Source organism: Flavobacterium chungangensis, from assembly GCF_042654045.1.
GTDB lineage: Bacteria > Bacteroidota > Bacteroidia > Flavobacteriales > Flavobacteriaceae > Flavobacterium > Flavobacterium chungangensis.
In genome coordinates this window covers 18394-41264 of sequence record NZ_JBHSFY010000014.1, presented here as the reverse complement: position 1 = coordinate 41264, position 22871 = coordinate 18394, and the positions used below count along the sequence as shown (strand labels likewise).

General features: G+C 33.1%; 25 protein-coding genes. 11 read left to right on the top strand and 14 right to left on the bottom strand.

Annotated features, from left to right (window positions below):
• Positions 1-9 precede the first annotated feature (9 nt).
• The 7 genes from miaA to ACFO3N_RS19415 all read right to left on the bottom strand — a co-directional run bounded on the left by miaA (position 10) and on the right by ACFO3N_RS19415 (position 6528).
• Positions 10-930, bottom strand: a complete 921-nt coding sequence (gene miaA / locus ACFO3N_RS19445; protein ID WP_379800549.1) for a tRNA (adenosine(37)-N6)-dimethylallyltransferase MiaA — start codon at positions 928-930, stop codon at positions 10-12.
• A gap of 152 nt (positions 931-1082) precedes the next feature.
• Positions 1083-1922: an ion transporter gene (locus ACFO3N_RS19440; protein ID WP_379800547.1), complete on the bottom strand. Its 840-nt coding sequence runs from the start codon at positions 1920-1922 to the stop codon at positions 1083-1085.
• 30 nt (positions 1923-1952) lie between these two features.
• Complete coding sequence (locus ACFO3N_RS19435) at positions 1953-3314, bottom strand: exonuclease domain-containing protein (protein WP_379800545.1); 1362 nt, start codon at positions 3312-3314, stop codon at positions 1953-1955.
• 98 nt (positions 3315-3412) lie between these two features.
• The gene (locus ACFO3N_RS19430; protein WP_379800543.1) at positions 3413-4066 is read right to left on the bottom strand and encodes a YggS family pyridoxal phosphate-dependent enzyme; all 654 of its coding nucleotides are present in this window, start codon (positions 4064-4066) and stop codon (positions 3413-3415) included.
• A 5-nt stretch (positions 4067-4071) separates the two neighbouring features.
• Positions 4072-4566 (bottom strand): hypothetical protein, encoded by a 495-nt coding sequence (locus ACFO3N_RS19425; RefSeq protein ID WP_379800541.1) that lies wholly within the window; start codon positions 4564-4566, stop codon positions 4072-4074.
• A gap of 15 nt (positions 4567-4581) precedes the next feature.
• Complete coding sequence (locus tag ACFO3N_RS19420) at positions 4582-5469, bottom strand: 3-hydroxyacyl-CoA dehydrogenase family protein (RefSeq protein ID WP_095927681.1); 888 nt, start codon at positions 5467-5469, stop codon at positions 4582-4584.
• Between the two features lie 93 nt (positions 5470-5562).
• Complete coding sequence (locus ACFO3N_RS19415) at positions 5563-6528, bottom strand: Gfo/Idh/MocA family protein (RefSeq protein ID WP_379800539.1); 966 nt, start codon at positions 6526-6528, stop codon at positions 5563-5565.
• A gap of 293 nt (positions 6529-6821) precedes the next feature.
• On the opposite strand from ACFO3N_RS19415, the gene ACFO3N_RS19410 reads away from it, so the two are divergent.
• Complete coding sequence (locus tag ACFO3N_RS19410) at positions 6822-7463, top strand: protein-L-isoaspartate(D-aspartate) O-methyltransferase (protein ID WP_250835697.1); 642 nt, start codon at positions 6822-6824, stop codon at positions 7461-7463.
• A gap of 30 nt (positions 7464-7493) precedes the next feature.
• On the opposite strand, the gene ACFO3N_RS19405 is transcribed toward ACFO3N_RS19410, so the two are convergent.
• From ACFO3N_RS19405 to smpB, 3 genes are all read right to left on the bottom strand, one after another.
• On the bottom strand, positions 7494-8543 hold the full coding sequence (locus tag ACFO3N_RS19405; RefSeq protein ID WP_379800537.1) for a Fic family protein: 1050 nt from the start codon (positions 8541-8543) through the stop codon (positions 7494-7496).
• An 86-nt stretch (positions 8544-8629) separates the two neighbouring features.
• Positions 8630-9268, bottom strand: coding sequence for a putative periplasmic lipoprotein (locus ACFO3N_RS19400; RefSeq protein ID WP_250835699.1), 639 nt, complete (start codon positions 9266-9268; stop codon positions 8630-8632).
• Positions 9269-9350: 82 nt separating this feature from the next.
• Entirely contained in the window at positions 9351-9806 is a 456-nt protein-coding gene (smpB, locus tag ACFO3N_RS19395; protein WP_095927676.1) for an SsrA-binding protein SmpB, read from the bottom strand.
• Between the two features lie 141 nt (positions 9807-9947).
• Between smpB and ACFO3N_RS19390 the strand changes: the two genes are divergently transcribed.
• Both ACFO3N_RS19390 and ACFO3N_RS19385 read left to right on the top strand, forming a co-directional pair.
• Positions 9948-10586 (top strand): hypothetical protein, encoded by a 639-nt coding sequence (locus tag ACFO3N_RS19390; protein ID WP_379800535.1) that lies wholly within the window; start codon positions 9948-9950, stop codon positions 10584-10586.
• Between the two features lie 110 nt (positions 10587-10696).
• Positions 10697-10921 carry a VF530 family protein gene (locus ACFO3N_RS19385; RefSeq protein WP_320492653.1) on the top strand — a complete coding sequence of 75 codons (225 nt, stop codon included), beginning with the start codon at positions 10697-10699 and terminating at the stop codon, positions 10919-10921.
• A 2-nt stretch (positions 10922-10923) separates the two neighbouring features.
• Here the strand turns inward: ACFO3N_RS19385 and ACFO3N_RS19380 are convergent, their stop codons facing one another.
• The 3 genes from ACFO3N_RS19380 to ACFO3N_RS19370 all read right to left on the bottom strand — a co-directional run bounded on the left by ACFO3N_RS19380 (position 10924) and on the right by ACFO3N_RS19370 (position 12995).
• Positions 10924-11478 carry a DUF3575 domain-containing protein gene (locus ACFO3N_RS19380; protein ID WP_379800533.1) on the bottom strand — a complete coding sequence of 185 codons (555 nt, stop codon included), beginning with the start codon at positions 11476-11478 and terminating at the stop codon, positions 10924-10926.
• A 108-nt stretch (positions 11479-11586) separates the two neighbouring features.
• Positions 11587-12135 (bottom strand): GNAT family N-acetyltransferase, encoded by a 549-nt coding sequence (locus ACFO3N_RS19375; protein WP_379800530.1) that lies wholly within the window; start codon positions 12133-12135, stop codon positions 11587-11589.
• An 8-nt stretch (positions 12136-12143) separates the two neighbouring features.
• Positions 12144-12995: an aldose 1-epimerase family protein gene (locus ACFO3N_RS19370; RefSeq protein ID WP_379800528.1), complete on the bottom strand. Its 852-nt coding sequence runs from the start codon at positions 12993-12995 to the stop codon at positions 12144-12146.
• Positions 12996-13181: 186 nt separating this feature from the next.
• Between ACFO3N_RS19370 and ACFO3N_RS19365 the strand changes: the two genes are divergently transcribed.
• Positions 13182-15452 (top strand): M1 family metallopeptidase, encoded by a 2271-nt coding sequence (locus ACFO3N_RS19365; protein ID WP_379800526.1) that lies wholly within the window; start codon positions 13182-13184, stop codon positions 15450-15452.
• Between the two features lie 101 nt (positions 15453-15553).
• Here the strand turns inward: ACFO3N_RS19365 and ACFO3N_RS19360 are convergent, their stop codons facing one another.
• Entirely contained in the window at positions 15554-15721 is a 168-nt protein-coding gene (locus ACFO3N_RS19360; RefSeq protein ID WP_162615021.1) for a hypothetical protein, read from the bottom strand.
• Positions 15722-15922: 201 nt separating this feature from the next.
• On the opposite strand from ACFO3N_RS19360, the gene ACFO3N_RS19355 reads away from it, so the two are divergent.
• The 7 genes from ACFO3N_RS19355 to ACFO3N_RS19325 all read left to right on the top strand — a co-directional run bounded on the left by ACFO3N_RS19355 (position 15923) and on the right by ACFO3N_RS19325 (position 22854).
• Positions 15923-16570: a GNAT family N-acetyltransferase gene (locus ACFO3N_RS19355; protein ID WP_248726406.1), complete on the top strand. Its 648-nt coding sequence runs from the start codon at positions 15923-15925 to the stop codon at positions 16568-16570.
• Positions 16571-16625: 55 nt separating this feature from the next.
• Positions 16626-17819: an argininosuccinate synthase gene (locus ACFO3N_RS19350; RefSeq protein WP_248726407.1), complete on the top strand. Its 1194-nt coding sequence runs from the start codon at positions 16626-16628 to the stop codon at positions 17817-17819.
• Positions 17812-18789, top strand: a complete 978-nt coding sequence (gene argC / locus ACFO3N_RS19345; RefSeq protein ID WP_379800523.1) for an N-acetyl-gamma-glutamyl-phosphate reductase — start codon at positions 17812-17814, stop codon at positions 18787-18789. The genes ACFO3N_RS19350 and argC overlap by 8 nt, the downstream gene beginning before the upstream one ends.
• A 165-nt stretch (positions 18790-18954) precedes the next feature.
• Complete coding sequence (locus tag ACFO3N_RS19340) at positions 18955-20094, top strand: aspartate aminotransferase family protein (protein ID WP_379800521.1); 1140 nt, start codon at positions 18955-18957, stop codon at positions 20092-20094.
• Between the two features lie 96 nt (positions 20095-20190).
• Positions 20191-21384, top strand: a complete 1194-nt coding sequence (locus ACFO3N_RS19335; RefSeq protein WP_379800519.1) for a glutamate-5-semialdehyde dehydrogenase — start codon at positions 20191-20193, stop codon at positions 21382-21384.
• Between the two features lie 210 nt (positions 21385-21594).
• Complete coding sequence (proB, locus tag ACFO3N_RS19330) at positions 21595-22356, top strand: glutamate 5-kinase (RefSeq protein ID WP_379800517.1); 762 nt, start codon at positions 21595-21597, stop codon at positions 22354-22356.
• A 108-nt stretch (positions 22357-22464) separates the two neighbouring features.
• Positions 22465-22854, top strand: a complete 390-nt coding sequence (locus ACFO3N_RS19325; protein ID WP_379800515.1) for a GxxExxY protein — start codon at positions 22465-22467, stop codon at positions 22852-22854.
• Positions 22855-22871: the final 17 nt, after the last annotated feature.

The window sequence follows — 22871 nt, the reverse complement described above, 5'->3', positions numbered from 1 at the left end:
AAAAGACTTCTATTTTAGAAGGTTTTCTATGTAATTTATAATCTCATTTCTATCAGTCGAATAATCAAACCATTTGGTGTTTTCATTTCGTTTAAACCACGTTAATTGTCTTTTAGAAAATCGGCGTGTGTTCTTTTTTATTTCTTCAATTGCGAATGGCAAAGTGAAATCTCCGTCAAAATAACTAAATAATTCTCTATAACCGACCGTTTGTAAAGCATTTAACTCTTTGTTAGGATAAAGTGATTTGGCTTCTTCCAATAATCCCATATCCATCATAATATCGACACGTTGGTTGATTCTGTTATAAATGATTTCTCTGTCGGCATCTAAACCAATTAAAATAAGAGTGAAGTTTCTGTTGTTTTTCTTTAAATTTAAGAATGAAGAATAGGGTTTTTGAGATCCAATACAAACTTCTACAAAACGCATCATTCGTTGCGGATTTTGTAAGGTCTGCGGATTTTCGATCGTTATTTTTTGATAATAATCTGGATCTAAATTTTGTAATTGTTCTTGAAGATATTCGATTCCGAATTTTTTATAGTTTGAATTTACTTCGGCACGAATTTCTGAAGGAATTTCTGGAAATTCGTCAAAACCTTTTAATATGGCATCAACGTATAAACCTGATCCGCCAATTAAAATGGCGAAGTCATTATTTTGATATAATTCTTCTAGTTTTAAAAGTGCTTCTTTTTCGTAATCGCCAACGGTATAATTCTCGAAAATGGATTTGTTTTGAATAAAATGGTGTTTTGCAGCACTTAATTCTTCCTGACTTGGAACAGCGGTTCCAATGGTCATTTCTTTAAAAAACTGACGGCTGTCGCAAGAAACAATTTCGCATTTAAAATGCTGTGCCAAAGCAATGCTTAGGGCTGTTTTCCCGATAGCTGTTGGTCCGACAATGGTTATAAGGTACTTCATATTTTTTAGCCCAGATGGAAATGGAAACCCCGGACTTATATTTGTTGTATTTTTTTGGTGTAAAAGAGCGACCAGCGGAAGCTCCTTTTATGCCTTAAAAAATTACAAATATAAGGAGGAGTTGCAATGTACAGCTGGATTAGCTTCTAAAATTAATTATTTGGCAATTCTGTTCCGCATTCGTAACAATATTTTGCATTGTCAAAATGAACTTGCGACTGACATTTTCGGCATGTTTTTTTTCCGCTTACGGAATTGTTTCTTAGGCTGCTTTTTGCAAATTCGGCTGTAACAATTCCTGTTGGAACAGCAATTATTCCGTAACCTAAAATCATTACAAATGCTGCAATAAATTGTCCTAAAGGAGTTTGAGGAGAAATGTCGCCATAACCAACGGTTGTTAAAGTAACAATTGTCCAGTAAATTCCCATCGGAATACTTGTAAATCCTGATTCTTTGCCTTCAACCAAATACATGACTGTACCGATTATAACGGTGCTGATTAAGACAAAATAAATGAAAACCAGAATTTTTTCTTTACTGGCTTCTATAGCTTCTTTTAATTGTAAAGATTGATGATTAATTTGCGGAATATGCAAAATCTTGAACAATCGAAGAAAACGCAGTGCTCTTACAATGGATAAAATACTCGCACCAGGAAAAAAGATCGATAAATACATGGGTAATACGGCAAGCAAATCGATGATTCCGTAAAAGCTGAAAACGTATTTAACTGGTTTTTGTATAGAAATAATTCTCAGTATATATTCGATAGTAAAAAAAACTGTAATTATCCATTCGCATATCAATAATTGTTCATGATATTTAGAGCTGACTCCTTCAACAGTATCAAGCATTATTAGGAGAACACTCAGTAGGATTAAACCCAGCAATACTAAATCGAACATTCGTCCTAAAATGGTATTGGTACCATATAGAATAATTTTGACTTTTTCCCTGAAGATTTCGTATTGTGATTTTTTATTTTTCATATCATTAAAGATAATGAAAGTTTTGTTTTGTTAAAAATGAAGTATCTTTAATGATTTGCTTTTTCGGATGTAATTCTGAATGATATTTTTCACATCACGATTATGCTGCATTGGAATCAGAATGTTTTTCAGGATATCAATATTGGTGATTTGATGATTCAAATCGTAATAAGCATAACCTTGATAGGTTCCGTTTTCTATTAAAATAGCACTTCTTTCGTTTACATTTCGGCCTCTGTCTATTAATATCATGCTTTTATTATCGAAACTATTTTCTGAGATAAACTGCTGTACTCTTAAATTGTAAACTTCTGGTGTAACTTCGCCAATGCAAGCGCCGTCACATTCTTTGATTTTATATTGAAAACACTCTTTTTTGGTTTGATATAAACCAGTTAGTTTTTGGCACAAATGATATTTTGCTGTAAACCTAAAAAGTGCATTTTTACCTTCTTGCAAAGAAGCAAAAGAGGTTATTTCTTTTTTACGTCCGTCTGCTTTTTCAAGTTTTAAATTGATGTATCCGTTTTCATCTTTTTCGGCATACAAGGCGAAAGGAAAAACCGTTTTCTTTTGCGAACGATTGTATCTCGGACGATTTATTTTTACTTCCTGACTTTCTTTTAAAAGGGCGATTAATTCGCTTCCAGTTTCATCGTAAGTTATGGTAAAGACTTCAGTCTGAATTCTTTTGCTTTTGGTTGTAACTCCAGTAAAATGCTGATTGACTCTTTTTTTGATATTTTGACTTTTGCCAATATAGATCAAAGTTCCCCCTTCGTTATAAATATAATAAACGCCTGTTTTGGCTGGCATTTGATTTAAGATATCTAAGAGTTTTGGAGAAATTCCTTTTTCGACTTCAAGTTTTATAAAATCTTTTACAATTGTTTTCTCGGTGTCTTTTTCCAAAAGCATTTTAAACAGCTTTGTCGTTGCCATAGCGTCTCCGCTTGCACGATGCCTGTCTGCCATAGGAATTCCGAGTGCACGCACTAGTTTGCCTAGACTGTATGAAGGTTGTTCTGGAATTAGTTTTTTGGCTAATTCAACTGTACAAAGTGTTCTGGCTTCGAAATCGTAGCCTAAACGGCGAAATTCTGTTCTAAGGATTCTATAGTCAAAAGAAGCATTGTGAGCCACAATTACAGAGTCTGAAGTGATTTCGATAATGCGTTTGGCAATTTCGTAAAACTTTGGAGCAGAACGCAACATCGCATTATTAATTCCAGTTAGTTTTACCACAAAGGGCTGAATCGGAATTTCAGGATTGACAAGGCTGATGAATTGGTCTACTACTTCATGCCCATCAAATTTGTAGATGGCGATTTCAGTAATTCCCTCTTCATTAAATTGTCCTCCTGTAGTTTCTATGTCTAGTATTGCGTACAAATTTATTCTTCAGTGTTCAGTTTCGATGTTATCGAATTAGTGTTCAGTTTTTCCGTAGAGGCGCACCGCAGGGCGTCTTACGATTGTGGTCTTTGATGTTAACGTCCGCCAAAAATGCTGCTTCCAATTCTTACCATTGTGCTCCCGCATTCTATGGCCAATTGATAATCACCAGACATTCCCATTGAAATTGTTTTTAAATCAACAATTTGCAGTTTTTGGATAGAATCAAAAATAGATTTTAAATGTGTGAATTCTTTCTTTATTTGGTTTTGGTCTTCGGTAAAAGTTGCCATTCCCATTAAACCTAAGATACGAATATTTTTTAACTCTTTAAACTCTGGAGAAGTTAAAAGTTCATTTAATTCGTTTTCATCCAAACCAAATTTAGATTCTTCTTCTGCAATATAAATTTGAAGAAGGCAATCTATAATTCTTTTATTTTTTAAAGCTTGCTTGTTGATTTCCTGTAATAATTTTAAACTGTCAACACCATGAATCAAAGTCACGTACGGAGCCATAAATTTGACTTTATTCGACTGAACATGACCAATCATATGCCATTGAGTGTCTTTTGGCATTTGTTCCCATTTCTCCGTCATTTCCTGAATTTTGTTTTCTCCAAAAATGCGTTGGCCTGCTTCGTACGCTTGTAATAAGTCTGAAACAGGTTTTGTTTTAGAAACGGCAACAAGAGTTACCTGTTCAGGTAAAGTTGCTTTGATTGTATTTAAGTTTGATGCTATTGACATTTTATTTATTTTTTTGAAAGCTGAATATGTAAGCTTTCATTTCTTTCTGATGGAATGTAAAAATCTATTTTTTTACTTTCCATTTTTAATTTAGTATCGAATCCAGGCCCTTTTGCATCATCCTCTAAAGGAGTATAAAAAGAACCCATATCACTTTGAAAAAGAGTGCCAAATACTTTGTCATAGCACTTATCAGAACCACAAAAATAGCCTACTACTTTATCATCAAGATTTACAACGATTATTTTAAAGTCTGATTTTATATTTAAATCTCTTAAATATAAAATTAAAAAATTGTGTTTTCGCTTTTTATCAAAACTCTCGGTACTTTTAAAGACACAATTGTCATACCTTTTGTTGTTGATATCCAGTTGATATCCATTTTCTTGCTTTAAAGTTCTAGTTATTCCAAATAAATAATCAATAGTCACTGGTTTGTAATAATAAAGAGTAATTAAACTAAAAATTATTAGAATGACTAGAAAGATTATTTTTTTCATTGAACAAATCAGATTTTACAAAAATTGCTTCGAGATTTTCTCAGCCTTTTTGCTTTCGCTGTAATCGTAAAAACCTTCTCCAGATTTTACTCCAAGTTTACCTGCTCTCACCATGTTTACTAAAAGTGGGCAAGGGGCATATTTTGGATTTTTGAATCCGTCATACATTACATTTAAGATGGCTAGACAAACGTCAAGACCTATGAAATCAGCTAATTGAAGTGGTCCCATTGGATGTCCCATTCCTAATTTCATTACAGTGTCAATTTCGTAAACTCCTGCGACTTTGTTGTATAACGTTTCTATTGCTTCATTTAGCATTGGCATTAAGATTCTGTTTGCTACGAAACCTGGATAATCGTTTACTTCAACAGGAACTTTACCTAATTTTTCAGATAAAGTCATGATGATTTTAGTTACTTCATCGCTTGTATTGTATCCGCGGATGATTTCGACTAATTTCATAATCGGCACCGGATTCATAAAGTGCATTCCTATAACACGTTCAGGATGTGCTACAACAGCTCCAATTTGTGTAATTGAAATAGAAGAAGTATTGGTTGCTAAAATGGTATTGTGCGAGCAATATTCGTTTAATTGTTTGAAGATATTTAGTTTTAATTCAACATTTTCAGTTGCTGCTTCAACTACTAAATCTACACCAACAACACCGTCTTTTATATCTGTGTAAGTAATAATATTGGTGATAGTTTTAGCAACATCTTCTTGAGTAATTGTTCCTTTAGAAAGCATACGATCTAGGTTAGCAGCAATGGTTGCCATTCCTTTATCTAATGATTTTTCAGAAACATCTATTAATTTTACAGTAAATCCGCTTTGCGCAAAAGTATGTGCAATTCCGTTACCCATTGTTCCTGCTCCAATTACAGCTATTGTTTTCATATTACCTTTAGTATATTATATTTTACGATTTAGCCACGAATTCGCAACTTGATCGCGAATTTCGTGGCTAATTTATTTTTAAAATTCTTTAAATTATTTATCGAAACAATCAATAATTTGATAAGCCACGCGCAAAGCATCTGTAGCTTGCTCCAATGTTACAACTGGTGTAGTATCTGTATTGATTGCATTTGCAAAAGATTCTAATTCGTCCAGAATTGCATTGTTTTGCTCCACATCTGGATTGGTGAAATAGATTTGTTTTTTTACTCCTTCAGCGTTTTGAAGAATCATGTCAAAATCTCCAGGAACTTCTGGCGCATCTTTCATACGGACCACTTCGCATTTCTTTTCTAAGAAGTCAACAGAAATGTAAGCATCTTTTTGGAAGAAACGTGACTTACGCATGTTTTTTAATGAGATTCTGCTTGCTGTTAAGTTCGCTACACAACCATTTTCGAATTCAATTCTGGCATTGGCAATATCTGGAGTATCGCTAATTACAGATACACCACTGGCGTGAATATCTTTTACTTTTGAATTTACTACACTTAAAATGGCATCAATATCATGAATCATTAAGTCTAATACCACAGGGACGTCTGTACCACGAGGATTAAATTCAGCCAAACGATGTGTTTCTATAAACATCGGGTTTTCGATCATGTTTTTTGTAGCGATAAAAGCGGGATTAAAACGCTCTACGTGACCAACTTGCCCTTTTATATTGTACTCTTTTGCCAAAGCAATAATTTCTTCGGCTTCTTCAACCGTATTAGCGATGGGTTTTTCAATAAAGATGTGTTTTCCTGATTTGATGGCAACTTTTGCACATTTATAGTGTGAAAGTGTTGGAGTTACAATGTCAATCACGTCGACAGCGTGAATAAGTTTTGCAATTGTGCTGAAGTTTTTATAGCCAAACTCTTTAGAGATTCTTTCGGCATTTTCTTGATTTTCGTCGTAAAATCCAACTAATTCGTATTTGTCAGATTGTTGTAATAAGCGTAAATGTATTTTACCAAGATGACCAGCACCTAAAACTCCTACTTTTAACATGAGAATGTATTTTAAACAAAAATATAATTTATTTGTTTAACGTGAAAATGAATTTAACTAATTATGAGTTGTGAGCTATTAGTTTATTGGTTGAGTGTTTCGGCTTCTAGCTTATCGTCTTGAGAGATGTCGAAAGGCGTAAAGTTTAGAACACGAAGAGCTTTGACTACGCTTAGCCTGACAAATATTGGCTTTTGACTTTCAACTTTTATCTTTATTAATTTAATATTTAAAAATCAATATTTGAAATCCTGTTTTGTTTCTTATTTTTGCGAAAATAAAACCTACCCATTTTGAAAGACACTGCCAAACATCAAGGACTTCGCAATCAATTAGTAACCACTTTAGAACAAAAAGGAATTACTGATAGAGCGGTTTTGGATGCCATTAAAAAAATCCCAAGACACCTTTTTTTAAATTCAAGTTTTGAAGATTTCGCTTATCAAGACAAGGCATTTCCTATTGGCGCAGGACAAACCATTTCTCAACCTTATACGGTGGCTTTCCAGTCGCAATTGCTTGAAGTTAAGAAAGATCATAAAGTTTTGGAAATAGGAACAGGTTCTGGTTATCAGACTGCCGTTTTATTTATGTTAGGCGCTAAAGTATTTACCGTTGAAAGACAAAGTGAATTGTTTAAAACAACTTCTAATTTGTTCCCAAAGTTAAATATCCGTCCAAAGCATGTTTCTTTTGGAGATGGTTATAAAGGATTGCCAAATTTTGCTCCGTTTGATAGTATTATAGTTACAGCAGGTGCGCCTTTTATTCCGCAGCCTTTAATGGCTCAGTTAAAAATAGGAGGAAGGCTTGTTATTCCTTTAGGAGAAGATGTTCAGATTATGACTTTATTAATCAGAAAGAATGAAACTCAATTTGAAAAACATGAGTTTGGAGAGTTTAGATTTGTTCCTTTATTAGAAGATAAAAATTAATACGAAGCCCAGTTTTTAGCTGGGCTTTTTTTATTGTGTAAGAATTGAAATATATCTTTCCAGACTTTCTTTTTCTTTTTGAGCTATAAACAGAAAAAAATCTTCTTTGTCTTTTTTGGTTTGAGCAATTTCTAAAGACTGATAATATTGCATTCGAGTTTCATAATCACCTTTAATGTTAGCAATAGGATAACCTTTTTGCATTAGTATTAAATTCATAATTAATCTTGAAGTTCTGCCGTTTCCGTCAATAAATGGATGAATTGTAACTAATCTTTCATGCATTTCAGCAGCAAGAATAATAGGGTGTAATTTATTTTTATTAATTTCATACCAATTAAAATATTCTTCCATTTCTTGTGGAACCATTAAAGATTGAGGAGGCATGTGACTGCTTCCTTGAATCATGACCTGAACTTTTCTATAACGTCCAGCATCTTCAGGAATTATTCCTCTTAAAATTAAATTGTGAATTGATAAAAGATCACGTTCGTTTAATGAATTGTTTTTGCTCATTAACTCTTTTATAAAACCAATAGCTTCCTGATGATTAATGGCTTCAAGATGTTCGCGCATGCTTTTGCCAGAAATTGTTAAGCCTTCATTGATAACCATATCTGTTTCACGAAGAGTCATTGTGTTTCCCTCAATCCTATTACTTTCAAAAGTATATTCTAATTCGAGAGCTTGTTTGATCTTAAAACTGTCGTACTGTCTATAAGAATCTAATTTTTCTTTTAAAGCATCAATCTCTTTTAGAATTTTCTCTAACGAAGTAGATAACTTAAGATTCGAAACCGTTTTATTGTATTTGATTTCGTCTTCGGCAACTTTTAGCGCCTTTAAAGCAAGATCATCACCCCCAATTTCATAAAGAATTTTCTCTTTAAGCCAAGCAACCATTAAAGTCTCATAATCAATCTCTAAAAGTTGAGAAAGTTTAATGACTTGGTCTTTGGTAGGTCTTCGAGTTCCAGATTCAAATTTACTGATCAAAGCTTGATCAATATTAGCAAGCTGAGCTAATTCACGAGTTTTTAAACCTTTTTGTTCTCTAGCGTTTTTTAAAAGCGATTTCATTTTATGAAATATTTAGTCTTGACAAAATTAGTCAATTTTTTAAGTGAAAGAAAAGCAGTATTTCAAAAGTATACTGCTTCGATATTTTATTTTGGAGGAAGCGATCCGTCCTTTCTCATTTCTTTTACAACAGCTTGCATTATTGCATCAACGGTTTGCCCTAAATCGGTAACATATTGCGATTCTGTAGTTCCTGTCCAGATTAATTTGTTTTGTTTTAGCGAAAAAACATTGGTTTCTACCATGTAAGATGTAGTTTCTTGGTAATATCCAGGATCGTAAAAATTTGGAGAATACATTCCGTACCAGTTTCCAAATCCATAACCGTACATTCCTGTATACATTCCGTCAAAACCGCCATAATACATTCCTGTATAAGTGCCAGGAACATAATTAACTTCTTTTTCTTTGCTGACTAATCGCATACTGATTACTCCGTCAAAATTTTCGTCTTGTAAAACCTTTAGTTTTTGTTCTTGTGATAATTGTGAAGTTGCATTTAAGTATTGATACGACGTTTTAAATACTGGATTGCTTGCAGCAATTCTGTTTTCTGTAATTCGTCTCGAAGCTTCATCTTTGACCAAAGCGACAACCAAAACTTTTTTAAATTGTTCCTGAGCAATCGTTACATCAGGATCTCTCCAGCTGTTTACAATAGAAGTATTACTGCTACAACTTGAAAACGCTGCAATAGCGAAAAACAAAACTAAGTACTTTTTCATATTTTACAGTTAAATTGGTTATAAGTAAAAATAACTATAAAATGTTAATTATAAGTGTTTTGTATAAAAATAAAAAAGCTTACTAGTTGTAAGCTTTTTTAATGCGGTCTAAATCTCGTTTGGTATCTTGCTCCTTTAGAGATTCTCGTTTGTCATAGTTTTTCTTTCCTTTACAAAGACCAATCTGTAATTTGGCTAAACCTTTTTCATTTGTAAACAATTTCAAAGGGATAATAGTAAGTCCTTTTGCCTGTACACTTTTATGTAGCGTTTTTAACTCCTTTTTATTTAAAAGTAATTTTCGCTCACTTCTAGATTTATGATTGAATTGATTTCCAAAAGAATATTCTTCAATATAAGTATTAATGGCAAAAAGTTCCATACCACTGAATTCACAAAAACTTTCGGTAATGTTTGCTTTCCCTAAACGTATAGATTTAATTTCTGTTCCTGCCAAAACAATTCCAGCAGTGTATGTATCGATTATTTCGTAATCGAATCGGGCTCTTTTGTTTAATATATTGACTGATTTTATCATAGCTGCAAATGTAAGACAAAATTGAAAAATTTCATGAGGGCTAAGATAATTAAAGTTTTTTTTTAATCTATGATTTTAATCATCTAGGACAAAAACGCTTCCTTTTAAGTTTGTCTCATAATTTCTAAAACAAATTTAATAATGAAAAAAATTGTAACGCTAGTCGGCGTTGTAATTATGGGTTTAACCGCTAAAGCCCAGGATTCAACTCAAGGACTAAAAGGAGCATGGTTTGCAACCTCTCAATTCGGTTATCAACAAACGAAAACGGCAGATGAAAAAAACACTACATTATCTGTATTGCCAATTGTTGGAACATTTGTAACGCCATCTGTTGCTGTAGGTGCAGGAGTTGGTTTTATCAACATTAAAGCAGATTCTGATGCTGGAACTGCAGCAAAAACAAATCTATTTGTAGCGCAGCCTTTAGTTAGAAAATACTGGAATGTTGCTGGCTCACTTTATTTCTTCGGACAATTGGCAGTGCCTATTATTACCGGTAAAGAAAAAGAAAGTGAGTTAAAAGTAAATCAAGTTGGATTGTCTTTATCAGGTGGATTTGATTATTTCGTAACCAAAAATTTCTCTGTGGAGTTTTCTTATGATTTGGCCAACTTTACATCAACTACACTTGATCCTAAAACTGGAGACAAAACTACAGTTACCAATTTTGGTTTAGCACATGTTGCCAATGTAGATCCGTTTTACAATACAGCATTAGCAGGAAGTAACCCAAATTTGACTTCTCCTGTTTCTGTAGGATTTAAATTCGTATTCTAATTTATTCTTTATTTGATTATCGTAAAATTCTATTTTAGTAATTTTGCAAAAAGAAAAGACCGTACTTTTCCTAGTACGGTCTTTTTGATTTATTATCTAAAAAGTATAAAATGCAAAATCAATCTAAAGATCCCCTTCACGGAATTACGCTTCAAAAAATTGTCGAAACTTTAGTCAATCATTATGGATTTGATACTTTAGGAGAATTAATTCCAGTAAAATGCTTTAATTCGAATCCGAGTGTAAAATCGAGTCTTACATTCTTGAGAAAAACAGATTGGGCTCGTAAAAAAGTAGAAGAGCTTTATGTAAAAACGCTTCCTAAGTTAAGCTGATTTTATAATTTATATGAAATCATAACACCTCCACGGTACGGAAGCCATTCACCACTTTTATTATAATTCGGGGCTTTTTCATATCTTCCCGGAGTTCCATCATTATAATATCCTTTATAAAAACCTTGGTGCCATCCACCGCCTACAAAAAAGTCAAGTAAAAACTTATCACTTAGTTTTAGGTTGTAACCCACAGTAGCACCAAGTCTATATCCAAAACCATCTTCATAACGGTTACTGTTCCAATAGTTCCATTTTTGCAATTCGTATTTATCAGCTCCAATATGTCCTCCTACATAAAAACCGTTATATTTTTCTTTAAAATGGTAACGTACTTCTGGAGTAATAGTAATAAATTTCATTGGATTGTGTCCGTTAAACGATTCCCAGAAAGAAGCCATTACATCGGCACTAAAAGTTGTTTTCTCTCCAATGCTAGTTTCTATTCCAATATTAGGAACTAAAAACAAAGCAGTTGCTCCGTTAAATTTTACAAATGTCTGACTTTGTAATTGCATACAAAATAAAAGAACAAGTAGGGCGGGTATTTTTTTCATAAAAAGGTTTTGGATTTCAAACAGCTTTTTAGCTGATTTCGAGCGCAAATATAACGTATAATGCTAGAGAACAAGTGCCTATAAGATTATTTTAACAAGGGTAAAATTCTACTTTTCTAATAATGAATAAATTACCTTGTCAAGAAATTTTCCTTCCCAAAATTCTGATTCTTTTAAATGAGCTTCTTTAACAAATCCACATTTTTGTAATACCTTTTCTGAGGCATAATTTTCTGGATCAATTACAGCTTCTATGGAGTGAAGTTTTAAATCTTCAAAACCAAATTTAATTAGTCGGTTTACAGCTTCTGGAATAATTCCTTTTCCATGATAATCAGGTGAAAGCATATAGCCTATTTCTGCTCGGTAATTTTCAGGTTGCAATCTGTAAAAACCAATAATTCCAAGCAATTTAGGATTTCCTTTTAGTCTGATACTCCAATTTATTCCAGTGTTATCGTCAATTTTATCATTGATTATTTTGATGTGTTCCAAAGCATCTTCATGATTTTTTGCTAAAGGTCTTGGAATAAATTTCATGATTTCAGGATTAGAACGTAGTTCAAAAACTTCCTGTACGTCTTTGTTGTTAAGGCGGTCTAGAATTATGCGTTCTGTTTCTATTGCAGGAAATGGAGTAAAGTTAAAATCTAACATTTTCTTTATTATAATGTTGTTATACTAAATTTTGCACTGAAATCTTTGTTTGCTTCCAATATCAAAATTCCTTCTTTGTGGTATAAATCACCTGTATTTTCATCAGTATCAGAATATCCAAGCCACGGTTCAATGCAGATAAAAGGTGCGTTTTCTTTTGTCCAGATTCCTAGACTTGGAAAATCTTTATAATCAACTTTTATATAAGGTTTTGAATTGTTTAAAATGGTTAAAGATTTTGATTCTAGTGTTTTAAAGATTAAAGCATCGTTCTTAAATAGCTCATAATTTAAAGGAACTAAATTGTTTTTTGTTTCTAAAATTTTAGTTTTAGACGAAATCAAATCGTTTTCAAGAAGGTAATATTTTAAACTTTCTTCTTTTTCAAATTGAAGCGCATAATTTTCAAAATGATCGGGAAGAGCAATTGCTGGGTGCGCTCCAATAGAAAAAGGCATCTTTTCTTTTCCTTTATTAATGACTTTGTATTCAAGCTCCAATGCGTTTTCATTAAGCGTATAAATAAGCTGTAATTCAAATTCAAAAGGATATTTCTGTAATGTTTCTTCAGAAGATTTAAGAGAGAAAACGGCTTTGTTTTCCGTTTTTTCAATCAATTCAAAGTCCATGTCACGAGCAAAACCATGTCGTGGCAAATGGTATTCTTTCTCATTGATTGTATAGCTGTTATTTTTTAAAGTTCCTACAATTGGAAAAAGTACGGGAGAATGTTTGCCCCAAAAATCTGGATTGCCTTCCCAGATATATTCGTTTTCTTGATTGTCTTTTAATGAAAATAATTCAGCTCCAGCATGTTTAATGGAAGCTTTTAATATTGAATTTGAAATAGTTGTAGTCACAATGTTGAAATATAAAATGAATGTTTTTTATAGAGATGTAAATATATTTTATAAAATTTAGTTTTTTAAGAAAAAGGCTTAAATTATTTTATTGATAAAATTTTGCTAAAATTGAATTTATGTTTTAAAGTTTCTCTGTAAATAGCTTTTTTTTTCATTAATTTGCTACATAAACAGCTAAAAAATATGAAAAAGCAATCTGCAAGAGCCATTTTAACCGCGGCTTTATTTTTTGGGATTTCTTCAGTATGGGCGCAGCAAACTCCGTCAGCGACAGCAGCAAATCCGGTAAACAATTACAATTATCATGATGCCTTTGGACCTCATTTTTACACTAAAAATGCTACATCAACTCGTACTGCAAGTGGTGAACCAGGAGTTGAGTATTGGCAGAATAGAGCCGATTATCAGATTACGGCAAAATTAAACGGAACTACAAATGAGATTGTAGGGACAGATGAAATTACTTATACGAATAATAGCCCTAATAAATTATCATTTCTTTGGCTGAATTTAGATCAGAACTTATTCAAAGAAGATTCTAGAGGAAACGCTATCGTGCCTTTGACAGGAAGCCGTAACGGAGCCCAAGGTCAAGTTTTTGATGGTGGAAATAAAATTAAATCTGTAAAAGTAATTACTGGTGGAAAAACTAAAACAGAAACAGTTGCTAAATATATAATTACAGACACAAGAATGCAGATTTTTCTTCCACAAGAATTAGCTGCAAAAGGAGGCTCTGTAAAAGTTAAAATCGAATTTTCTTTCATCGCGCCTTTCGAGGGATCTGATAGAATGGGAGTTTTGGAAACTAAAAACGGAAAAATCTTTACGATTGCACAGTGGTACCCACGTATGTGTGTGTATGATGATGTTAGAGGATGGAATACAGCTCCTTATTTAGGTGCGTCTGAGTTCTACTTAGAATATGGAGATTTTGATGTGAAACTTACAGTTCCAGGAAATCACTATGTTGTAGCTTCAGGAGAATTGCTAAACGGTCAGGAAGTATTTTCTGCTGAGCAATTAAAAAGATATAAAGACGCTTCAAACAGTGACAAAACAGTTATGATCCGTACTGCCGATGAAGTTAACGCAACGGCAAATAGCAATTCAGGAACTGAAAAAACATGGCATTATAAAATCAAAAATGCACGTGATTTTTCTTGGGCATCTTCTCCAGCTTTTATCTTAGACGGAGCTAAAATTAACCTTCCAAGTGGTAAAAAATCATTAGCATTGTCTGCTTATCCAGTTGAAAGTGATGGGCAAGGTGCGTATGGACGTTCTACAGAATATGTGAAAGCTTCAATCGAACATTATTCTAAACAATGGTTCGAATATCCTTATCCAGCAGCTACAAACGTTGCAGGTAACGAAGGTGGTATGGAATATCCTGGAATTGTTTTCTGCGGATGGAAATCTAAAGGAGCAGATTTATGGGGAGTTACAGATCATGAATTTGGACATATTTGGTTCCCAATGATTGTAGGTTCAAATGAAAGATTATTTGCTTGGATGGATGAAGGATTTAACACTTTTATTAACTCGTTAAGCACTGCTGCATTTAATAATGGAGAGTACAAAGAACAGCCAACAGATTTGCACGAGCAAGCAGAACCGTTTACTAGACCCGACTTAGAAACAATTATGAGCTCTCCTGATAACATGAAGGAAGCTAATATTGGTATGTTATGCTACTTTAAACCAAGCGCAGGTTTAGTGATTTTAAGAGAACAGATTTTAGGAAAAGAGCGTTTTGATACTGCTTTTAGAACCTATATTCAGCGTTGGGCATATAAGCATCCACAACCAGATGATTTCTTTAGATCTATGGAAAATGTGGCTGGTGAAGACTTAAGCTGGTTCTGGAGAAGCTGGTACGTAAATAATTGGCGTTTTGATCAAGGCGTTAATTCTGTAAAATATGTAAAAAATGATCCTGCTAAAGGTGCTATTATCACAGTTGAAAATTTTGATAAAATGCCAATGCCAATTGTTTTAGATGTGAAAACAAAAAGCGGAAAAGTAACTAGAGTTAATCTTCCGGTAGAAGTATGGCAACGTAATAACAGCTGGTCTTTCAAACACAATTCTACAGAAGAAATAGAAAGCATTACGCTAGATCCTGATCATGTTTTTCCAGACAACAACGACTCAAATAATGTTTGGACAGCAGCAAAAGGTAAATTAGAAAAAGATATTATTTTAGATGGATATTTAGGTAAATATGCTACGGCAAAATCTCCTTTAACTATTGAACTGACAGAAAAAAACAGCGCTTTAGTTGCAGAACTTCCAAATTATCCTAAGTTTACATTAGAGCCTGTAGCAGGCGAAAAAGACACATTTGAATCGAAAAGAGCGGGATTAAAATTTAAATTTAATGAAGCTAAAAATGCGTTTGACATGACAATTTTAGATAATGGACAAATAATGCAGTTTACTAAGAAGTAAAATTATAGAGGTGTAACCTTTTTAAAACCCGATAATTAGAAATAATTATCGGGTTTTTGTTTTTGTATATATTAACAAAACCTAAAAAAAATGTTAGAATTTTAATTTTTTGTTTTGTAAATAAAAAAATAATGTACTTTTGCACCGATGAATAAAATAAGTTTACATATAACTTCTTTGTCACGGACAAACTCACCGATTACTTCTCCCGAAGTACGGACACTATCTCTATAGTGTTCACTGAGTTTTATAGCCGTATATTTATTCATATCCATTTTTCATTTTGAAATCACATAATTTGTCCATTGGACAAACACATCCTAAAAGTATTTATTATTTTGTAAATTTTCTTAATCAATGTTTTGGTTTTGAAGGTGTTACTTCTTTTATGCTTAATTTTATTGGATTCAATTCTAGATTTCAAGCGAATCAATATGCTTTAATTTTTAACTCTAACTTCAATAATTGAAATGAAGATCTCTATTGTTGTAACTCAAGAAGAACATTTTAAGTATGCGCAGGAAATCTGCGATACGATAGAATCGTCTGCCTTATTAAGAGGTACGGGGATTGCTAAAAGAACTCCTGAGTACATTCAGAAAAAAATGGCAAACGGTGATGCAATGATTGCTTTGGCTGATGGAAAGTTTGCTGGTTTTTGTTACATAGAAAGCTGGCAGCACGGAAAATTTGTCGCTCATTCAGGATTAATTGTACATCCAGATTATAGAAGTCATGGTTTGGCAAAAAAAATAAAATCCAAAGTTTTTGATTATTCTTTGAAAAGATTTCCAGATGCTAAGATATTTGGAATTACAACTGGTTTGGCAGTTATGAAAATTAACTCTGAATTAGGCTATAAACCAGTTCCTTTCTCAGAATTGACAACCGATCCAAGTTTCTGGGCGGGCTGTAAAACCTGTACTAACTTCCCAATTTTGCAAAGCAAAGAAAACAAAATGTGTCTTTGTACTGGAATGTTATACGATCCAAAAGAAAAACAAAAAACACCACCGAGACATCCTTTTAACGAGGCTGTTTTAAGCAGACTAAAAAAAATAAAACAGGCTTTATTCTTAAACAAATTATTGTCATTTGTTTTTTTATTCAAAATTTAATTAAAAAGAAATCTCAAACTGCTATATACGAAAGTATTAGCCTAAATTATAAAAAATGAAAAAAGTAGTATTAGCTTATAGCGGAGGATTAGATACCTCGTATTGTTTGAAATATTTAAAAAACGAAAAGGGTTATGAAGTTCATACCGTTCTTGTTGATACAGGAGGATTTAGTGCAGAAGAATTATCAGCTATTGAAAAAAGAGCTTACGAGTTAGGAAGTGCACAGCACGCCAACTTAACAATTTTAGATAAATATTACGATAAAGCTATAAAATATTTGATTTTCGGAAATGTATTAAAGAACAATACATACCCGTTATCAGTAAGTGCAGAGCGTGTTTTTCAAGCAATTGAGGCTATAAAATATGCGAAAAAAGTAGGCGCAACAGCAATCGCTCACGGAAGTACAGGTGCAGGAAACGACCAAATTCGTTTTGATTTGATTTTTCAGACTATTGCTCCAGAAATCGAAATCATTACTCCAATTAGAGATTTAAAACTTTCAAGACAAGAAGAAGTTGATTATTTAGCGCAAAACGGAGTTCACTACTCTTGGGAAAAAGCACAATATTCTATCAATAAAGGACTTTGGGGAACAAGCGTTGGAGGAAAAGAAACTTTAACTTCTAGTCAGCCATTGCCAAGTGAAGCGTATCCTTCGCAATTACAAAAAGAAGGAGAAGAAAAAGTAACGCTTCATTTTGAACAAGGGGAATTAGTTGGTTTAAACGGAAAAACGGATAAACCTTCAAATAATATTGTGGCTCTTGAAAAATTGGCAAGTGCTTATGCGATTGGTAGAGATATTCACGTTGGAGATACGATTATTGGAATTAAAGGAAGAGTTGGTTTTGAAGCAGCAGCTCCGTTAATTATCATCAAAGCGCACCATTTATTGGAGAAACACACTCTTGGAAAATGGCAACAATATTGGAAAGAACAATTAGGAAACTGGTATGGAATGTTATTCCACGAAGGTCAGTTCTTAGATCCAGTGATGAGAAACATCGAAACTTTCTTGCAAGACACACAAAAAACAGTAAATGGAACCGTAACAGTTTCATTAAAACCATACCATTTCTCACTTGACGGAATCGAATCTGAAAACGATTTAATGAACACAGGTTTCGGTCAATACGGAGAAATGAACAATGCCTGGACATCTGACGATGCAAAAGGATTTATTAAGATTTTAGGAAATGCACAAAATATTTTCTCATCTGTAAACAAATTAGATCATGATTAATGTCGGAATTATTGGTGGTTCGGGCTACACGGCCGGAGAACTCATCAGAATTTTAATGTATCACCCCAAAGTAAACATCGATTTTGTTTACAGTACAACAAATGCAGGAAAGCCTCTTTCTGTGGCGCACCAAGATTTGATGGGCGATATCGAAATGAATTTCACAGCTGAAATAAATCCAAATGTGAACGTTGTTTTCTTGTGTTTAGGTCACGGAAAATCGATTTCATTTTTGAAAGAAAATCAGTTTGCAAGCCATACCAAAATCATCGATTTAGGAAATGATTTCAGATTGAATAAAGACGCTCATTTTGAAGGAAAAGATTTCGTTTACGGATTGCCTGAGATCAATAAAGCCGAAATCAAAAAAGCAAATTATATCGCAAATCCAGGTTGTTTCGCAACTGCTATTCAATTGGCTTTATTACCTTTAGCAGAACATAATTTATTGAATAATGATGTTCATATTAATGCCACAACCGGAAGTACTGGAGCAGGAGTAAGTCTTTCAGAAACTTCACATTTCAGCTGGAGAAACAATAATATGTCACATTATAAAGCTTTTGAACACCAACACTTGGGAGAAATCGGAGAAAGTTTGGTTCAATTACAAGACGATTTTGACAGTGAATTGCTTTTTATTCCGAACAGAGGAGATTTTCCAAGAGGAATTTTTGCAACTTTATATACATTATGTGATGATAGTTTGGAGCAATTGGTTGCCAAATACGAAGAGTTTTATAAAAATGAGCCTTTTGTAACCGTTACCACAACAAACATCAACATGAAACAAGTGGTGCAGACGAATAAATGTATTATTAGTTTATTGAAAAAAGGAAACCGGGTTCTCATAACATCAATTATCGATAACTTAACCAAAGGTGCTTCAGGACAAGCAATTCAAAACATGAATTTAATGTTCGGTTTAGAAGAAACCACAGGTTTACATTTGAAACCAAGCGGATTTTAATTTTTTAGTTTCAAGTTTAAAGTTTCAAGTTTCACGTTCTGTGCGTGACTTGAAATGGATACGAAGAAACATAACTAGTTTTAAGGTTTGAAGTTTTAGTTTTCACGTTCAGTGAGTAACTTGAAACATGAAACATGAAACCTGAAACAAAATAAACAAAACAAAATGAACTTATTCAACGTTTACCCATTATACGACATAACTCCAGTAAAAGCAGTAGATTGTACCATTATTGATGACAAAGGAGTAGAATATTTAGATTTATATAGCGGACATGGTGTGATTTCTATCGGTCACACACAACCGGATTATGTAGCAAAACTTAAAAATCAATTAGATCATTTAGGATTTTATTCGAATGCAATTCAGAATCCTTTACAGGTAGAATTGGCTCAGAAATTAGGAAAGCTTTCTGGTCTTGAAGATTACGAATTGTTTTTATGCAGTTCTGGTGCTGAAGCCAATGAAAATGCTTTAAAACTAGCTTCTTTCCATAACGGAAAATCAAGAGTGGTAGCTTTTGATAATTCTTTTCACGGAAGAACTTCTGCAGCTGTTGCAGTTACAGATAATAAAAAGATTGTTGCACCAATTAACGCACAGCAGGAAGTTACTTTTTTACCTCTAAACCAAATCGAATTAGTTGAAGCTGAATTGGCTAAAGGAGATGTTACAGCAGTAATTATCGAAGGAATTCAAGGAGTTGGAGGTTTAGACCAAGGAACAACCGAGTTTTTCCAGGCTTTAGAAAAAGCTTGTAAAAAACACGATGTTGTTTTAATTTTAGACGAAGTACAATCAGGATACGGAAGAAGCGGGAAATTTTTCGCGTTCCAACATCACGGAATCAACGCTGATATAATTTCAGTTGCGAAAGGAATGGGGAACGGATTTCCTGTTGGAGCGATCTTAATTTCTCCAAAATTCGAAGCAAGTTTCGGATTATTAGGGACAACTTTCGGCGGAAGCCATTTGTCTTGTGCAGCTGGAATTGCAGTTCTTGATGTAATTGAGAAACTAGATTTACAGAAAAACGTAAACGAAGTTTATGCATATTTCTTAGAAAAAATCAAAGAAGTTGACGGAATCAAACAAGTAAAAGGAAAAGGATTAATGCTTGGAGTAGAATTTGATTTTGATGTTGCAGCTTTAAGAAAGAAATTAATCATCGAAAAACACATTTTTACAGGAAGCGCCAACAATAAAAATCTATTAAGAATTTTACCGCCGTTGACTGTGAAAAAAGCTGATATAGATACGTTTGTAAAAGCTTTAAAAGAAAGTTTAGAAGAATTAAAAAACTAAGCACACAATTATCCTAACAGGTTTTAGAAACCTGTTAGGTATTAATAAGTTTCTATAAAAAGAAACAACCGAAAAACAACCAACCAACTTGAAATTATGAAACCATTATCAATTGAAACACGCAATGCGGTTTTGCGGACTATGGCAAATCTGGTAGAGCAGGAGCGGAATGAGATTATCTTGACCAATCAAGAAGATCTTGCTGATTACGACGGTTCAGATTTAGCGATGGAAGAACGCTTAAAAGTAGATGATAAAAAAGTTGACGAAATGATTTTATCATTAAACCAACTAGCTTCACAGGAAGATCCTGTTGGCGTTGAGCGTTTTCATTTTACTCATGATAATGGAATAAAAGTGGTGAATAAAACTGCCGCTTTTGGAACGATTTTAATTATTTATGAATCTCGTCCAGATGTTACAATCGAAGCGGGCGGAATCGCTTTTAAATCTGGAAATAAGATTTTATTAAAAGGAGGGAAAGAGTCTTTAAAATCAAATTTGAAAATAGTAAGTCTTTGGCACAAAGCTTTAGAAGAAAACGGGGTTTCAAAAGACTGGGTGGAATATCTGAATTACAACCGAACTGAAACTCAGGCATTTTTAGAAAAACCAACTCAAAAAGTTGATTTAATAGTTCCAAGAGGCGGCGAAAAACTAATTGAGTTTGTAAAAGCACATGCAACGTGTCCTGTAATTGTAAGCGGACGAGGAAATAATTTTGTTTACGTTCATGAAAAAGCAGATACAGATTTGGCTTTAAAAGTGATTTTAAATGCTAAAACAGCTAAAATTTCAGCTTGTAATGCTTTGGATAAAGTTTTAATAGATTCGAAACTTCCTAATTTTGAAGGCTTCACAGCAATGCTGATTGAGGCTTTAATAGAAGCAAAAGTGGAAGTTATTGTAGATAAATCATTAGAGAATTTCGAAAACACGAAAACACTTCAAAACGAAGATATTTGGTACGAAGAGTTTTTAGATTATAAAATTGTAATTGGAACCATCGATTCTCAGGATCATGCAATCGATATGATTAATAAATACTGTGGAGGACATTCTGCAGCAATTATAACAAGAGACGACGAAACAGCACAACAATTTATGGAAGCAATAGATGCTGCAGCAGTATACCAAAATGCCTCAACCCGTTTTACAGACGGAGGACAATTCGGACTTGGTGGCGAATTAGCAATAAGTACCGATAAATTGCATCAAAGAGGGCCAATTGGTTTACAACATCTTGTAACCAATAAGTGGTACGTGTATGGAGAAGGACAAATTAGGTAATTTTAGATTTTGGAGTTCAGATTTTTAGATTGATGATTGACGATTTTTGATTTAAGATTATTGGAATTTAGAATTTATTTTTTGGAATTTAACTATAGATGAAGCTTTGCGAACTTAGCGTTTGTAAACACAAACAATATAAAAAACCTTGCGCTCTTTGCGTTAAAAATAACTTAGTGCCTTAGCGCCTTCGTGGCAAAAACAAAAGACATGGCAAAAAAACGGATTTTATTAAAAATAGGAAGTAATACTTTAACCAAAGAAACTAATCATATTTCGCGGGGAAAGATTGAAGACCTCGGAATACAGATTGCAGCTTTAAACGACGACTATGAATTTATCATAGTGAGTTCTGGAGCAATTGCGGCGGCAAAGCAGTTTGTGAAGCTGGACAATCAAGATAAAGATGTTTTTGTAAAGCAGGCTTTGGCTTCAATTGGACAGCCTCATTTAATGCGGATTTACAATGAAAATTTTAAGGATTTAGGATTAAATACTTCGCAGTGTTTACTTTCTTATTCTGATTTCGAGAAAGAACAGACCAAAAAGAACATTGTAAATACGATTAATGTATTGGTTAAAAATAATTACATTCCGATTATCAATGAAAATGATACCGTTGCCACAGATGAGATTCGGTTTGGAGATAATGACAAATTAGCAGCTTTAACAGCGGTTTTATTAAATGTTGATATTCTAATTATTGCGACCAATACAAACGGAATTTACACTAAAGATTCTATTCATGATGAAGTTCCTCAAACAATTAAATTGGTAAATGATTTGAAGTCGCTGGAGAAAGAAATTGGCGAATCAAAATCATCACACGGAACAGGAGGAATGCAGTCTAAAATAGAGGCCGCAGCAATTTCAAAAGCAGCCAACATTGAAACCTGGATTGTAAATGGATTAAATGATAATTTTATTTTAAAGGCATTAAAAGATGAAATTGAATTTACTAAGATTGTGTAAATAGAATGCGGATGAAACGGATTCGCTATCGCGAAGACGCAGATTAAAAACGGATTTTATATTTAGTTTTAAAATTTATGTAGTATATTTCATTCAAATTTGTTTTTTATGAAATTATTGCATCAAGAGTTAACTGAAGTAATTATCAAAACTTTTTATGAAGTTTATAATGAGTTGGGATATGGATTTTTAGAAAGAGTTTATCAAAATTCATTGTATTTAGAATTAAAGAAAAAAGGACTTAACGTTGAATCGCAGAAGAAAATCATCGTATATTATAAAGGAATAAAAGTAGGCGAATATTATACAGATTTGGTAGTGGAGGATTTAATTATTTTAGAATTAAAAGCAGCAGATTGTATAGTAGTGGAATTTGAAAATCAAATTTTAAACTATTTGCGCGGTACGGATTGTGAAGTAGGTTTACTTCTGAATTTTGGAACAAAACCAGAGTTTCGAAGAAAGATTTTTGAAAATAGCAAGAAAGTAAGAATATAAAAAAATCTGTGTTAATC